Here is a 14436-nt window from a genome sequence, read left to right as displayed (position 1 = left end):
GGAAAGATAGGAAAAATCCTATTTCGTTCGAGCGCGCGGTCCTCTCCGGGAAATGGAATGCGACCCTATAACTCCGGAAATTCTGTCAGGGCTTAAGGAGCTGAGCGTCCTGTATTGGCCCTTTTCGTGCGGCTCGGTTCAGAGCGAACGAGAGTCGGGCAATTCGGTCCAGCCGGCAGCCGGCAGCCGGCGACCGATTGCGGACAGGCGTCAAATCGGCCGGCGCGCAACGCCAAACTTTACTGAGCTTTAGACGCCGGCACAAGCGGCTGCCAGAAACTCGCCCCATAGGGGGCTCTCCTAACCCACTGCGCGATCGCGCCCTTCCCAATAGGGCGCACGCAGTTCCCGGCGCAGCACCTTGCCCGACGGGTTGCGCGGCAGCGCGTCGATGAACTCAATGCTTTTGGGAACCTTATAAGCGGCAATGCGCGCGCGCGCCCACGCAACGATGTCGGCGGGATCGAGCGTCGCGCCCGGGGCGGGCACGATCAGCGCCTTCACTCCCTCACCCCATTTGTCGTCGGGCACGCCGATCACAGCGACGTCGGCAACCCCGGGGCAGCCCATGATCGCACTCTCGACCTCGGCCGGATAGACATTCTCGCCGCCCGACACGATCATGTCCTTGATACGGTCGTGGACATAATAGAAGCCGTCGGCGTCGCGATATCCGACGTCGCCGGTGTGCAGCCAGCCGCCCGCGAGCGTTTCTTCCGTGGCTTTTTCGCGGTTCCAATAGCCCTTCATCACGATGCCGCCGCGGATCGCAATCTCGCCGATCTCGCCATCACCGAGTACGCGGCCCTCGCCATCGAGGATGGCCATCGCGGCGCCCGGCCACGGCTTGCCGCACGAGGTCAGCTTGCCAGGCAAATCATGGGCGGCCGGCGACAGATAGGAGCCGCCGCCGGCGGATTCGGTCATGCCGTAGAATTGCACGAAGTCGCAGCCGAAGGTCGCCCGCGCGCGGCGCAGCACATCCGCGGCGATTGGCGAGGCGCCATAGGCGATCGACTTGAGCTGCGGATAGGGCGCGCCGTCCGCATCGGGCTGGATCAGCATCATCTGGATCATTGCAGGCGCGAGGAAGGCGTGCGCGACATTTTCCTCACGCATCATCTGCACCGCGTCGGCGGCGGTGAAGTCCTTGACGAGGACAAGGCGCCCGCCCTGCGCCAACCCCGAAAAGCTGACGTTCGTGCCCGCGACATGGAATAGCGGCATGACGATCATCACCGTCTCGTCCTCGCCATAAGCGAAGCCGTCAACCTCGGTCGCCGCTTCAAGGAAGGTACGATAATTGGCGTTGGTCAGTACGACCCCCTTGGGCAACCCCGTCGTTCCGCTGGTGTAGAGCTGGAGCACATCGTCGGCGAGTTGCGGCGGATCGGCGAGCGCAGCGTCGGACGCCGCGCCGAGCCAGGCGCCGAACGGCTCGAACCCGGGGTGATCGCCATAAAGCGCGATCAGGCGCGGCGGCGAAGCAAGGCCTTCCACTGCCGCGAGCGCGCAATCGAAGAAATCCTCGCCAACGAACAGCAGCTTGGGTCCGGCATCGCCGAGGATGAAGCCGATCTCGGCCGGTGCGAGGCGGCAGTTGATCGGCGCGAAACAGGCGCGCGCCCGCGCGGTGCCGAAGAAGAGCGGATACCAGCTGTCGTGGTTCTTGGTCAGCGCCGACACGCGGTCGCCGGGCGCGATGCCCGAAGCGGCCAGCGCGTGCGCGACGCGGTTCGAGCGCGCATCGAGTTCGGCAAAACTCGTCTCGCGGTCTCCGAATTTCACTGCGGCCGCCTGTCCCCGCAATTTCGCCTGTGCCGCCGGAATGTCCGCCAGCGTCCGGATGGCCTCCAGATCGATCATTTTGCTCTCCCAACCATCGTTTCGACTTGAATTAGATAGAATACTAAGCAAATGTTTGGCCAGCCTAAAAATCGAGAGGATTGGCCTTGTTCGACCACCCCATATTGCCGACGACGATCGTCGGAAGCTACCCCCAGCCCGACTGGCTGATCGACCGCGAGCGTTTGAACGCCAGCCTGCCCCCACGTGTGCGCGCCGAGACGCTGTGGCGCATCCCTCAACCCTGGCTCGCTGACGCGCAGGAAGCCGCGACGCTGATGGCGATCCGCGAACAGGAGGAACTCGGCATCGACATTGTCGGCGACGGCGAGATGCGACGCGAAAGTTACTCGAACCGACTCGCGACCGCGCTGTCGGGGATCGATACCGAGAAGCATGGTACCGCGATCGACCGCACCGGCAACGCCAACCCGGTACCGCTCGTCTCGGGCCCGATCCGCCGCGTAGCGCCGATCGAGGCGCAGGACGCCGCCTTCCTGCGTCGCCATTCGACCAAGCCGGTGAAGCTCACCCTGCCCGGCCCCTTCACGATGACCCAGCAGGCCGAGAATGGCTATTATCCCGACCTGCGCGCACTCGCGATGGACTATGCCGATGCGGTCAATGCCGAAGTGAAGGATCTGTTCGCTGCAGGCGTCGACGTCGTCCAGCTCGATGAACCCTATCTGCAGGCGCGCGCCGCCGAGGCGAACAGTTATGCGATCGAAGCGATCAACCGCGCGCTCGACGGCGTCGATGGGACGACCGCGCTGCACATCTGCTTCGGTTACGCGATGGTGCATCATGGCGCGGGCGCGACGGGCCCGAAGCCCAAGGCCTATGACTTCCTTGCCGAACTCGAAGCCTCGGCAATCGATGTGATTTCGATCGAGGCCGCGCAGCCGGGACTCGACCCCGCGATCCTTGCCGAACTGCCGTCCAAGACGATCATGTACGGCGTCCTCGACCTGTCGATCCCCGAGGTCGAGACGCCAGAGGTGGTCGCGGGCCGCATCCGCGAGGCGCTGCGCTATGTCGACGCCGAGCGGCTGTGGATCGCGCCCGATTGCGGGATGAAATATCATAGCCGCGAGCATAGCCAGGCCAAGCTGAAAGCGATGATCGACGGGACCGCGCTGGTGCGGGCGGAGCTCAAATAGCGGTCCATAATGTTCCCCGGCGAAAGCCGGGGAGGGGGTACTGGACCCCGGCTTTCGCCGTGAAACACTGACGATCAGGCGTCGATAAACGCCGCCAGCAACGGCACGACCACCTCGGGCACCTCGACGGTCGGTAGATGCCCCGCCCCCGCGATCACCTCAAGCCTTGCCCCGGGGATCGCGTCCAAGATTTCGTCATGATGCGCGCGGCTGGTGATCCCGTCCTGCTCGCCCCACACAAGCAGCGTCGGTACCGCAATCTCGCCGAGCCGCAGGCGGCTGTCGATGCGCGCCATGATCGCGCGCTGCTGGGCGAGGAAGGTGTCCGCGCCGGTATCGGCCGCCATCTGCCGCGCAATGCCGAGCAGGCGGGTGTCATTCCGCTTTTCTTCGGGGAAGAGGATCGGGATGCGCTCCTCGACGACCTGATCGAAATTGCCACTCTCAACAAGGTCGATATAGCCTTGCCGCCGCGCGGTCTGCGCCGGCCCGTCGGCCGAGGCGAGCGTCGAGATCAGTGCAAGTTTGACGATACGCTCAGGTGCGCTGCGCATCACTTCGAAAGCGATGAAGCCGCCCATGGCGTGGGCGATAAGCGCGAATTTGGGCGGGGCATTGTCGAGGAGACGCTGCGCGAAGCCCTTGATCGTGTCGTCGCTCTGGTTGTCAGCGACGATGATGTCGCGGTCGGGCCAGGCGTCGAGCAGCGGCTGCCAGACGGCGTCGGTCAGGAGCTGGCCAGTGATAAGGACGATTGGAAGTGACATTAGACCACCTGATGCAGGAGCGGTTCGCGGGCAGCGAGGCGTCGGCAATTTTCGTGAGCCACCGTCAGGCTTCGCACGAGCGTTTCGGGAGTGAGCCAGGCGATGTGGGGGGCGAGCACCGCGTTGGGCAGGCCGAGCAAAGGATTGCCGCGCGGCAGCGGCTCCTCGGCGAAGACGTCGAGGCCTGCGCCGCGCAGGTGGCCGCTGGTGAGCGCCTCAACCAACTTCGCCTCGTCAACCAGTTCGCCGCGCGCGGTGTTCACCAGCACCGCGCCCTTCTTCATTGCGAAAGGATCGATGCTCCCGCGCGTCGCGTCGGTAAGCGGCATGTGCAGCGAGACGATGTCGCTGGTGGCGAGCAGGTCGTCGAGCGGCAAATATTCATAGGGCACGTCGCGCGGACTGCGCGCGGTGTAGGCGACTTCTGCGCCGAGCGCGGCGAGCGCGGGCGCGAGCAATTGCGCCGAATTGCCGAAGCCGACGAGGCCGATAGTACGCCCGCCGATCTCGCCGACCTGATCGAGTTCGGACGGGTCAGCGGTCCAGCCCTCTCCCGCTCGCGTGCGCGCGTCGAAGAAGCAGGTGCGGCGCAGCACCGCCATCATCAGCGACAACGCCATTTCGGCGACCGCCTGACTGTTCGTACCGGGCATGTTGCACACTGCGACACCGTGGTCGCGGGCAGCGTCGAGCGCGATCGTGTTCACCCCGACACCGAGCTTCTGGATCAGCTTCAGTTTCGGCGCCGAAGCGATGAAGTCGGCGGTCACCGGGGTGAGCACATGGAGCAGCGCGGTGATCTCGCCCGCCACCGCGTCGAGCGGCGCAGATTCATCGGCATGCACGACGACGCCGGCGCCGAAGATCGCATCGACGGCCTCGCGGAAACCCGGACTCGGGCGTGCGTGAAGGACGATCATGCCGCGACCCGGCCGATCGAACCGGCGAAGGCGGAGAAGCCCGCAAATTCGGCATCGGCGCCCATTGCTTCCTCGATCCGGAGCATCTCGTTCCACTTCGCCATGCGTTCGGAGCGGGTGAAACTGCCGACCTTGAGCTGTCCGGCGTTCCAGCCCGTCGCGAGGTGCGCGATCGTGACATCCTCGCTCTCGCCCGAACGCGCCGACACGATCGTACCCCATCGACGCGCCACGGCGGCGTCGAGCGCGGCCTTGGCTTCGGTCACGGTGCCGACCTGGTTGACCTTGATCAGCGCGGCGTTGCACACCCCCGCGTCGCCGGCGCGGGCCACGCGTTCGGCGTTGGTGACGAGCACATCGTCGCCGATGATCTGCACCTTGTCGCCGATCGCGGCGGTGACTGCGGCCATCGCCGTCCAGTCGTCCTGCCCTGCCGGATCCTCGATCGACAGGATCGGATAACGGCCCGCCCATTCGACGATGCGCGCGGCCATCGCCTCGCTCGTCAGGCGGCCGTCGTCGAGCGCGAGACCGTAGCCCGAGGCGTCGCCGAGTTCGTTGGCAGCAATGTCGAGCGAGATGAAGACATCCTCGCCCGCACGGTAGCCGCTCGCATCGATCGCCTTCGTCAGCGTGTCGAGCGCATCCTCGTTCGACGCGAAATTGGGCCACCAGCCGCCTTCGTCGGCGACGCCCGACAGCGGCCCCTTGCCCTCCATCAGCCTGCCCGCGGCGCGATAGACATCGTCGGTGATTTCGAGTGCGCGACGGAAGCTGTCTGCCGTGGGGCACATGATCATGAAGTCCTGCACATCGGTACGCCGCCCGGCGTGCGCGCCGCCGCCGAAAATCTGGATTTCGGGGAGCGGGATACGGACTTTCGCGTCGCCCGCGAGATAGCGCCATAGCGGCAACCGCGCATCGGCGGCGGCGGCGTGAAGCACCGCCATCGATACCGCAACGACCGCGTTCGCGCCAAGCCGCGCCTTGTTCGGGGTTCCGTCGAGCGCGCAGAGCGCCGCGTCGACCGCCGCCTGATCATGGGCGTCCATCCCGGCTATCGAGCCCGCGATCTCCGATCCGATCCCCGCGACGGCGCGAGCGACCCCGAAACCGCCGAACGCGGCGCCTCCATCGCGCAGGTCGATCGCCTCATGCGCGCCGCGCGAAGCGCCCGCGGGCGCAATGGCGCGGCCGACGGCGCCCGAGGCGAGCTTGACTTCGGCCTCGACCGTGGGCCGCCCGCGCGAGTCCCATAGCTGGCGGCCGGTGACGGAGGCGATGGGCGAAGTCATTTCATGTCCTTTTCCAATTGGTAGCAAGCGCGTCGATCGGTTGCGGCGCGGCGATCAGTGCGCGCGCTTGATCGCGCACGATGCGTCGGTGTTCACGATCGGTAAGATATGGCGCCGGCGACTTGCCCTCGACGCGAGCGAGCAGCAGCCCGGCGGTGAGCTTGCCCGCGCGGAGCAGCAGGTCGTCAGCATCCTCCCACCCGATGCCGGAACGATAGGCGTCGACCAGCGCCGCCGCCGCCGCGTTCAGCCGCGCGTCGCCCGACCATACCGCCTTCAGCAGCAAATGCGTGGTGCAGAAGGCAAGGTCGAAGGCCGGGTCGCCAAAGACCGCGCATTCAGCATCGAGGAAGACAGGGCTATCGGCACTGACGAGTATATTCTTCGGACTGACGTCGCCATGAACGAGCGCGATCTTGCGCGAGGCCAGATCGTCGGCGAGCGCGGTCAGCGCGGGCGCGAGTTCGCTATCATGCTGCGCAACATAGAGCAGGAAAGGATCGACGCGCAGCGCACGGAACATCTCGTCGTTCGGAAAGGCGGCGCGGTCGCGATCATTATGCGCGGTTGCAGCGTGCACAGCGGCGATCCCCTGCCCCACCTGCGCCGCAAATGCGAGATCGACCCGCCCCGCCATCAGCTCGTCCTTCCACACCGGGCAACCGGGGAGAAAGCGCATCGCGAAGGCGTGGCCCGGCAATTCGGCGAGCACCTCGGGCGCGATATGCGGATCGACACCGCGCGCGCGGCGCAGCCAGCGCACCTCGCTCGTCCCGCGTTCGACCGGCGCGAGCCATTCGGCCGCGACGCGAAGCTGCGGCAGCGGACGCTTGACGACGATCGGCCCCAACGGCGTTTCGACCTTCCACACATCGCACGACACGCCGCCGGTGAGCGGTTCGAGGACGATATCGCCCTCGCCCGCCAAACCGGCGCCGCGCAACCCGTCCACGATGTCGGCGTCCACCGTCACGTCACAGCTTCTCCCGGATCCATGCGCCGACGAGGTCGGCGGCATTCTGCCGTTCCTCGATCGAATCCTCGAAATAATGCGCCCCGGGGATCAATTCGAGCTTCTTGTCGCTGCTCCCGAGGAAATCGAAGATCTTGCGCGCGTCGCTGGGGAAAACGCCGGTGTCGGCCGTTCCCTGCACGACGAGCGCGGGCGTATCGTGCTTGGCGAGATGCGGTTGCCCCTGACACGGCGAGGTTTCGAGGCTCCACATGTTGAGCCAGGTCTTGATCGTGTTGGCGCGCCCGATGCTCGGCGTGCGGTTCGCGACCGCCGGATTGCCGCGATAGCACCAGTTCGGCTTGCGGTCCGACGGATCGATCGCCGGATCGACGCATCGGATGTCGCCCCAGCAGCGGAACATCGGAAAGATGCGATCGGGGATGCCCGCCGCGTTGAGCCGCGCGAGCTCGGCCTTCGCCCAGTCGGTGATGCGCTGATTGCGCGCGCGCTGCGCGGCGCGGTATTTTTCGATGAACGCATCCGAATAGGGTGGCCCGTTGTCGGGATTGAACGGGTCGAGTTCGGGGTCGGTCGCCACGGGGTCATTTTCGTCGATCACCGACGCGTCCATCCAGTCGGTCAACACTTCGGGCCGGCCTTGATGCGCGTTGAAGCTGATGTAGAGATCGCCTTTGACGAGGTTAGCCAGCGCGTCCTGCCCGACCGAGGGCAGCCGATCGGTGAGCGTCGGCGCGATGGCTTCGGCCTGATAGGCGCCCATCAGCGAACCGCCGCCCGAATTGCCAAGAATGACGATCTGTTCGACGCCCGCCTCTTCCTTGAGCCACCTCATGCCCACGCCAATATCGATCACCGCATGTTCGAGCAGGAACTGATCCTCGACCCCGCGGTAGCGCGTATTCCAGCCGAGGAAGCCGAACCCCTGCCGCGCGAAATACGGCGCGATATAATGTTCGGAGAAATCGACGTTGTAATGCGTCGCGATGATCGCGACCTTCGGCCGCTTGCCGCTTTCGGTCCAATAGATGCCCTGGCACGGATGCCCGCCCGCCTGGATGCGCGGCGCGGTCGGCGACACGCGCCCGATGAATTGCGCGTCCAGTCCTTCAATCCCGTTCGGGTCCATCATCGTCTCTCCTGTTTGTAATTGTGTCAGCGGGTGCCTTCAAAGGGCAGCTCATAACCCTCCAGCCCCGCACGGATTGCCTTCTTGTCGATCTTGCCCGTCGGCCCGAGCGGGATATCCGCGACGAACAGCACGTCGTCGGGCATCCACCAGCGCGCGATCTTACCGTCGAGAAAATCTTTGAGGTCGTCGGCGGAGGCGCTGGCGCCGGGCTTCAACTGGCACAGCAGAATCGGCCGCTCGTCCCATTTGGGATGCGCAACCCCGACTACTGCGGCGTTGGCGACCGCCTCATGACCCATCGCGATATTCTCGATCTCGATCGAACTGATCCACTCCCCGCCCGACTTGACGACATCCTTCGCGCGGTCGGTGATCTGCATATAGCCTTCGGCGTCGATCGTGCTGACGTCGCCGGTATCGAAAAAGCCTTCCTCGTCCAGCACGTCGCCGCCCGCGCCGTCAAAATAGGCACCGGCGATCGTCGGCCCCTTGATCATCAACCGCCCCGGGGTCTTGCCGTCGTGTGGCAGGCGATTTCCCGCATCGTCGACCAGCTTCATTTCGAGGCCGCAGAGCAGCCGCCCCTGCTTGAGCTTATACGCCATCTGTTCGGGTTCTGATTTCACGGCGACAGAAGCATTAGGCACCGACACGGTACCGAGCGGCGAGGTTTCGGTCATGCCCCAGCCCTGGATGACATCGACGCCATAATCGTCGCGAAAAGTACGGATGATCGATTCGGGGCACGCCGAACCGCCGATCGTTACGCGCTCCAAAGTCGTGAAGCGTTTCCCACTTTCCTGCATATACTGGAGCAGCATCTGCCACACGGTCGGGACCGCAGCCGAATAGGTCACGCCCTCCTGCTCGATCAGATTGTAGATCGACTCCCCGTCCATCCGCTGTCCCGGCAGAACGAGCTTGGCGCCGACGGCGGGCGCCGAATAGACGACGCCCCACGCGTTGGCGTGATACATTGGCACGACGAGCAGCACCGTGTCGCGCGCCGACAACGCGAGTGCGTCGCGCTGCAAGGTCATCAGCGCGTGAATATAATTCGACCGGTGCGAATAGAGCACGCCCTTCGGATTGCCTGTCGTCCCGCTGGTATAGCAAAGCCCGCACGCGGTATTTTCGTCGAAAGCGCCCCAATCATATTCCGCAGACTGAACGGCGATCCAGTCGTCGAACGCCACCGCAGGAAACGTCGTTTCCGGCATCGACTCCGCATCGCAAAAGAAAATCACCTTCTCGATAGACGGAACCTGCGGCAACAGCTCCTCGACCAGATCGGCGGTCGCCGGATCGGCGATCAGCATGCGGTCGCCGGCATGGTTCGCGATATAGGCTATCTGTTCCAGAAACAGCCGCGGGTTGAGCGTATGCAGCACCGCCCCCATCCCTGTCGCGCCGTACCAAGCGGCGACGTGGCGCGCCCCATTCCACGCCATCGTCGCGATCCGGTCGCCGGGCTCGATCCCTTCGGCCGCAAGCGCATTGGATACGCGCTTTGCGTCGGCGTGAATGTCGGCATAGGTCGAACGGGTAACGCGCCCCTCCGCATCGCGCGACACAATCTCGCGTCCGCCGTGCCAGTTTGCCGCATGATCGATGATCCGGTCGACCGTCAGCGGCACATTCTGCATCAACCCGTCCATGCGGTTTTCTCTCCCGGCCACTTGTCGATATAGATAGTATGCTAAGTATTTTGCTTTTGCAATATCGGGGAGCGCCTTGCGTCGCCCCTGCCGCTCTTCTAGCGTGACGGTCCGGCCTGCCTGCCGGCAACAGGGATTGTCACCGGCATAATGCGCACCAACCAGCTTATCATTGCACTGTTCCAGCGCTTTTGCTGGCTTGACGAAGGCCTTCAGGCACGGCTGCACGATGGCGGCTGGCCCGACGTCAGCCGCCCGCAATCGATGGTGATGACCAATATCGTCAGCGGCATCGTCCGCCCTTCGGATATCGCGCGCAACCTAGGCGTATCGCGGCAGGCGATCCACAGCACGATCAATCAGATGGTCGGCCTGGGCATCGTCAAGCTCGACCCCGATCCTGACGACCGTCGCCACATGGTCGTCTCGCTGACCGATACCGGTGCACGGATGCGCAAGGACGCGCAAGCCGCGATGGACGAACTCGCGGACCAGCTTTCGGCGAAGCTCGGCAAGGATCGTTTCGACGCACTGCTCGCAACGCTCGAAGCCGATTGGGGCGATAATATCGGGGCGTCGCGCGAGACGAAGCGGCAGGCCTAATCGTCGGGCGATCCTTAGGTCACCCCGGCTTAGCCGCCCTGCTTTTTCGCGCGCGCTGCCTTGACGCCCTCGACGAATTGTTTCTGATTGACCTTCACCGCCAGCCCCTTTTGCGACAGGAAAAAGGCCGCCCGGGGCATGGTGATATTGCCTTCGCTGGTCGTCAGCACCGCGCCCTGAGGCGCCACCGCCTTGACCGTGCCGAGAATTGCCGTGCCGTCGGCGCTGCGAACCTCCGCCCCCCGTTTCAACGCCCCGTCCACCGCCGCTGCATCGGCCTCGGCTTCCTTCAGTACGGCAAGAATTTTTTCTTTCGGCGCCTTCAGCGCGGGCCCCTTTGCGGTCTTCAGAAAATCGCCCTTCGATACCACCAGTCCGCTGCCTCCAATCGCGACGGCTACTTTGTCGCCGGCGATTTTGGCGATCTGGCCAACTTCCTCGCCGCGTTCATCATAGACTTTGGCCCCGGGGGTCAACGACGCGGCGGGCGCGGCCTGCTGCGCCCGCGCTACGGGGATCGTGGCAAAGGCGGACGCGGCAAGGCATAGCCCGGCGAGCAGGCCGGAAGGCTTGGACATAACGACTCCTGTGAATGACCGTGCCCGTCGTGCCGCACCGCGCCGCGTCGCGCCAAATGCCATGTTGCCGGGCCGTGCAACCGGCGCGGCGAGCCGATGGAGCCCGTGGCCTATCCGATCGCCTTCGCCACCGCGACCAGCCGCGCCGCGGTCGCGTCGACCAACGAGGCCGGGAGCGCTTCCTTCAGCTTGCCCGATTCGTCGAACGCGGCGTGCGCCGCCGGCACCAGCACCTGTTCGGGAATGACGAGCGTCTGGACGGTCGACAGGATCTGGCGCAGGTGCATCAACCCGCGCAGTCCGCCGAACGGACTGATTGACGCCGACATGACCGCGCTCGCCTTGCCGCGATAGGCGGTAAGCGCGACGAGCGATTCGTCGCCGGTGGGACGCGATGCCCAGTCGATCGCATTTTTGAGCAGCGGTGAAACCGACCCATTATATTCGGGCGATACAAAGAGCAGGCCCTGCTGCGCGGCGAAAAGCTCTTTCAGCCGCACCGCATCGGGAGGAAAGCCGTTCGCTTCGAGCGCCGCCGAATAAAGCGGCAGGTCGAAAGCCGACAGGTCGACATCGGTGACGATTGCGCCATGCGCCTCCAGCGCGCGAACCGCAAGCGTACCGAGCGCGCGGTTGAACGATCCGTCGCGCGTGCTTCCCACAATGACTGCAATCCGTGCCAATTTTTCCTCCCGGGTAATTTAGTTAGCATACTAACCTATTGCCCGCGAGGGTCGCAACCGTCTTTGGCGATCAGGCCTTGATATCTGACAGCGTCGAAAGCTTCGCAGTCTCGTCGGCAAGATTATCGATTACGCGGCGCAGCAACGCCTGCAGCGTTTCGACCTCCTCATCGCTCATCCCGCGCGTCGCAACTTCGTGCACTTCGGCGTTCATCGGAGCGAGGATGAGTTCGAGCTTCTTCGCGTGAGGGGTCAGGTGGATGAAGGTCTTGCGCCGATCGTCGGCAGTCTTCTTGCGCGTGATGAAGCCGGCCTTTTCGAGGCCTTTCAGCGCTACGACCGTGGTCGGCTCGCGCATCCCTACCCGTTCGCTGAGTTCGCGCTGGGTAATCCCGTCCTCGCGCCACAGCTGGCGCAGGAACCGCCACTGCCCCGCTGACACGTCGTGTGTCAGCGTACCGCGTTCGAGCAGGCGCGAAAAGGATCGGAACACGATACGCGCGAGATAGCCGATGCTGTTGTCCGGGTTGGTGTAATATTCGGCCGGATGCCGAAAGCCCTCATTCTTCTTGGCCAAGATCTTTCCCCTTCGGCCGCCGCAAGGCGGAGCCGTGTCGCTATGCAAACCTTAGGGCTCTATGATTCGCGCCGCAAGCTGCTTCGACACGGCGATATCTTTGGACAAAGGGATTTTTCCGATATACTTAGATACCTAAGTTATTGGACGGAGCTCGATGGAAAGATTCGACCGGATGACCGCCATCGCGGCGCCTTTACCCCTTGCCAATGTCGATACCGACATGATCATCCCGGCGCGCTTCATGAAGGGGCTGACGCGCAGTGGGCTCGGCACCCATCTGTTCCGCGAGCTTCGCTATACGCCCGATGGCGCCGAACGCGCGGACTTCATCCTCAACCATCCGGTGGGCCGGCACGCGCGCATCCTGGTCGCCGACCGCAATTTCGGCTGCGGATCGTCACGCGAACATGCGGTTTGGGCGCTTGCCGATTTCGGCATCCGCTGCATCGTCGCGTCGAGCTTCGGGGATATATTTGCCGGCAATGCCCGCAAGAACGGGCTGCTGCTTGTCCGCCTGCCCCACGGGGTCTGCGAACGGCTGCGCGAAGAAATCGCGCTCGCACAATTCGCGCCGCTGACGGTCGATCTGATCGAACAGCGCATCATCCTCGCGTCGGGCGAGACGATCGACTTCGCGATCAATCCCGACGACCGGCGTACGCTGATCGAAGGGCTCGACGACATCGCGCGGACGTTGCGACACGAAGCTGCGATCGCGCGTTTTGAGGCTAGCCTTTAGCGGAGGCTCGCGGGATCGGCGATGCACCCCGCGATCGCGCTGGCCGCGGCCAGTGCCGGACTCATCAGATGTGTGCGCCCGCCGCGGCCCTGCCGATTTTCGAAATTGCGGTTCGATGTCGCGGCGCAGCGTTCGCCGGGCTGGAGCCGGTCGGCGTTCATCCCGACACACATCGAACAGCCGGGCTCGCGCCAATCGAAACCCGCCGCGCGCAGCACCTTGTCGATCCCTTCGGCCTCGGCCTGCCGCTTGACCAGCCCCGACCCCGGCACGACCATCGCGCGGATATGCGGCGCGACCGTCCGGCCCCGGACAACGGCGGCGGCGATCCGCAGATCCTCGATCCGGCTGTTCGTACAGCTGCCGATGAAAACGCGGTCGAGCGGAATTCCCGCGATCGGCTGTCCCCCCGTGAGGTCCATATAGGCCAGTGCCCGGTCGGCGGCACCGCGCACGTCACCTCCCGTCAGGGTTCCGGGGCTGGGAATGCAAGCATCGATCGCAATCGATTGTGCGGGGTTGGTCCCCCAACTGACCATCGGCCGTACATCGGCGGCGTCGAAGACGACCTCGCGATCGAACACCGCCCCCGCGTCGGTCGCCAAATAGCGCCAGCGATCGACGGCCGTTTCCCAATCTGCACCCTGCGGTGCGGCGGGGCGCCCCTCCAGATAGGCGAAGCTTGTCGCGTCGGGGGCGATCAACCCGGCGCGCGCTCCCATTTCGATGCTGAGATTGCACAATGTCATGCGCGCCTCCATCGACAGCGCGCGAACCGCCGGTCCGGCATATTCGATCACATGTCCCGTCGCGCCATCGACCCCGATCGCAGCGAGCAAATGCAGCGCGAGATCCTTGGCATGGACATAAGGCGCTAGCTGCCCCTCGACGACAATCCGCATGTTGCGCGACTTCCGCTGGCGGATTGTCTGCGTCGCGAGGACATGTTCGACCTCCGACGTGCCGATGCCAAAGGCCAGCGCGCCAAACGCGCCATGCGTCGACGTATGGCTGTCGCCGCAAACGATGGTCATTCCGGGCTGCGAGCGTCCCTGTTCGGGCCCGACGACGTGAACGATCCCGCCGCGCGGGTCGCCCATCAGGAAATTCTCGATCCCGAACCGGCGCGTGTTGTCGACGAGCGCCGCGAGCTGCGCACGCGCCTCTTCATCCTCGACGCCCGCCGGACCCGCTGCTTGCCCCGTCGTGGGGACATTGTGATCGGACAGCGCCAGTGCGCGCGCCGGGCGCCGCACAGCGCGTCCTGCCGCATCGAGACCTGCGAATGCCTGCGGCGACGTGACTTCGTGCAGCAGGTGCAGATCAATATAGAGCAGCGTTTCGCCATCGTCGTCGGCGACGGCGTGCGCCTCCCAAATCTTGTCGTAAAGCGTGCGCGGCCAGTTCACATCATCCCCGGCGTATTTTTCCTTGGCCCCAGATAACCGAAGAGGAAAGCTGCGACTTTTCGCATTTGGATTTCCTCGGCGCCTTCGGTGATGC

The 14436-nt window shown here is 64.7% G+C and carries 14 protein-coding genes; 3 read left to right on the top strand and 11 right to left on the bottom strand.

From position 1 onward, the window contains the following. Positions 1-300: 300 nt before the first annotated feature. The gene (locus ATE71_RS11900; protein ID WP_058803521.1) at positions 301-1866 is read right to left on the bottom strand and encodes a long-chain-fatty-acid--CoA ligase; all 1566 of its coding nucleotides are present in this window, start codon (positions 1864-1866) and stop codon (positions 301-303) included. Positions 1867-1946: 80 nt separating this feature from the next. On the opposite strand from ATE71_RS11900, the gene ATE71_RS11895 reads away from it, so the two are divergent. Next, complete coding sequence (locus ATE71_RS11895; protein ID WP_414892829.1) at positions 1947-3005, top strand: 5-methyltetrahydropteroyltriglutamate--homocysteine methyltransferase; 1059 nt, start codon at positions 1947-1949, stop codon at positions 3003-3005. 74 nt (positions 3006-3079) lie between these two features. On the opposite strand, the gene ATE71_RS11890 is transcribed toward ATE71_RS11895, so the two are convergent. From ATE71_RS11890 to ATE71_RS11865, 6 genes are read right to left on the bottom strand one after another with little or no spacing between them, the layout of a single operon-like run. Then, positions 3080-3772 carry an alpha/beta fold hydrolase gene (locus ATE71_RS11890; protein WP_058803520.1) on the bottom strand — a complete coding sequence of 231 codons (693 nt, stop codon included), beginning with the start codon at positions 3770-3772 and terminating at the stop codon, positions 3080-3082. Next, positions 3772-4692, bottom strand: a complete 921-nt coding sequence (locus ATE71_RS11885) for an NAD(P)-dependent oxidoreductase (RefSeq protein ID WP_058803519.1) — start codon at positions 4690-4692, stop codon at positions 3772-3774. The genes ATE71_RS11890 and ATE71_RS11885 overlap by 1 nt, the downstream gene beginning before the upstream one ends. Beyond that, positions 4689-5987, bottom strand: coding sequence for a phosphopyruvate hydratase (gene eno, locus ATE71_RS11880; protein WP_058803518.1), 1299 nt, complete (start codon positions 5985-5987; stop codon positions 4689-4691). The genes ATE71_RS11885 and eno overlap by 4 nt, the downstream gene beginning before the upstream one ends. Position 5988: 1 nt before the next feature. Further along, entirely contained in the window at positions 5989-6960 is a 972-nt protein-coding gene (locus tag ATE71_RS11875) for a phosphotransferase family protein (RefSeq protein WP_235587994.1), read from the bottom strand. A gap of 1 nt (position 6961) precedes the next feature. Next, positions 6962-8092 carry an alpha/beta hydrolase gene (locus ATE71_RS11870; protein ID WP_058803516.1) on the bottom strand — a complete coding sequence of 377 codons (1131 nt, stop codon included), beginning with the start codon at positions 8090-8092 and terminating at the stop codon, positions 6962-6964. Between the two features lie 23 nt (positions 8093-8115). Continuing rightward, complete coding sequence (locus ATE71_RS11865; RefSeq protein WP_321164278.1) at positions 8116-9771, bottom strand: long-chain-fatty-acid--CoA ligase; 1656 nt, start codon at positions 9769-9771, stop codon at positions 8116-8118. 129 nt (positions 9772-9900) lie between these two features. Here ATE71_RS11865 and ATE71_RS11860 point away from each other — a divergent pair, with 129 nt between their 5' ends. Next, positions 9901-10353, top strand: a complete 453-nt coding sequence (locus ATE71_RS11860; protein WP_058803514.1) for a MarR family winged helix-turn-helix transcriptional regulator — start codon at positions 9901-9903, stop codon at positions 10351-10353. Positions 10354-10382: 29 nt separating this feature from the next. On the opposite strand, the gene ATE71_RS11855 is transcribed toward ATE71_RS11860, so the two are convergent. The 3 genes from ATE71_RS11855 to ATE71_RS11845 all read right to left on the bottom strand — a co-directional run bounded on the left by ATE71_RS11855 (position 10383) and on the right by ATE71_RS11845 (position 12191). Further along, positions 10383-10931 carry a hypothetical protein gene (locus ATE71_RS11855; RefSeq protein WP_058803513.1) on the bottom strand — a complete coding sequence of 183 codons (549 nt, stop codon included), beginning with the start codon at positions 10929-10931 and terminating at the stop codon, positions 10383-10385. Positions 10932-11041: 110 nt separating this feature from the next. Beyond that, a complete protein-coding gene (locus tag ATE71_RS11850) occupies positions 11042-11614 on the bottom strand; it encodes an NADPH-dependent FMN reductase (RefSeq protein WP_058803512.1) in 573 nt (190 codons plus the stop codon). A gap of 70 nt (positions 11615-11684) precedes the next feature. Next, the gene (locus tag ATE71_RS11845) at positions 11685-12191 is read right to left on the bottom strand and encodes a MarR family winged helix-turn-helix transcriptional regulator (RefSeq protein ID WP_058803511.1); all 507 of its coding nucleotides are present in this window, start codon (positions 12189-12191) and stop codon (positions 11685-11687) included. 157 nt (positions 12192-12348) lie between these two features. On the opposite strand from ATE71_RS11845, the gene leuD reads away from it, so the two are divergent. Next, positions 12349-12933: a 3-isopropylmalate dehydratase small subunit gene (gene leuD / locus ATE71_RS11840; RefSeq protein WP_058803510.1), complete on the top strand. Its 585-nt coding sequence runs from the start codon at positions 12349-12351 to the stop codon at positions 12931-12933. Here leuD and leuC read toward each other — a convergent pair. After that, positions 12930-14342 carry a 3-isopropylmalate dehydratase large subunit gene (leuC, locus tag ATE71_RS11835; protein ID WP_058803509.1) on the bottom strand — a complete coding sequence of 471 codons (1413 nt, stop codon included), beginning with the start codon at positions 14340-14342 and terminating at the stop codon, positions 12930-12932. The genes leuD and leuC overlap by 4 nt on opposite strands. Positions 14343-14436 lie beyond the last annotated feature (94 nt).

It is taken from the genome of Sphingopyxis sp. H115, from assembly GCF_001468465.1.
GTDB lineage: Bacteria > Pseudomonadota > Alphaproteobacteria > Sphingomonadales > Sphingomonadaceae > Sphingopyxis.
This window is presented reverse-complemented; position numbering and strand designations above follow the sequence as displayed.

Coding starts and splice junctions, on each gene's coding strand:
- leuD (WP_058803510.1), top strand. CDS start 12,349: ATGGAAAGATTCGACCGGATGACCGCCATCGCGGCGCCTTTACCCCTT.
- ATE71_RS11860 (WP_058803514.1), top strand. CDS start 9,901: ATGCGCACCAACCAGCTTATCATTGCACTGTTCCAGCGCTTTTGCTGG.
- ATE71_RS11885 (WP_058803519.1), bottom strand. CDS start 4,692: ATGATCGTCCTTCACGCACGCCCGAGTCCGGGTTTCCGCGAGGCCGTC.
- ATE71_RS11855 (WP_058803513.1), bottom strand. CDS start 10,931: ATGTCCAAGCCTTCCGGCCTGCTCGCCGGGCTATGCCTTGCCGCGTCC.
- ATE71_RS11900 (WP_058803521.1), bottom strand. CDS start 1,866: ATGATCGATCTGGAGGCCATCCGGACGCTGGCGGACATTCCGGCGGCA.
- eno (WP_058803518.1), bottom strand. CDS start 5,987: ATGACTTCGCCCATCGCCTCCGTCACCGGCCGCCAGCTATGGGACTCG.
- ATE71_RS11890 (WP_058803520.1), bottom strand. CDS start 3,772: ATGTCACTTCCAATCGTCCTTATCACTGGCCAGCTCCTGACCGACGCC.
- ATE71_RS11870 (WP_058803516.1), bottom strand. CDS start 8,092: ATGATGGACCCGAACGGGATTGAAGGACTGGACGCGCAATTCATCGGG.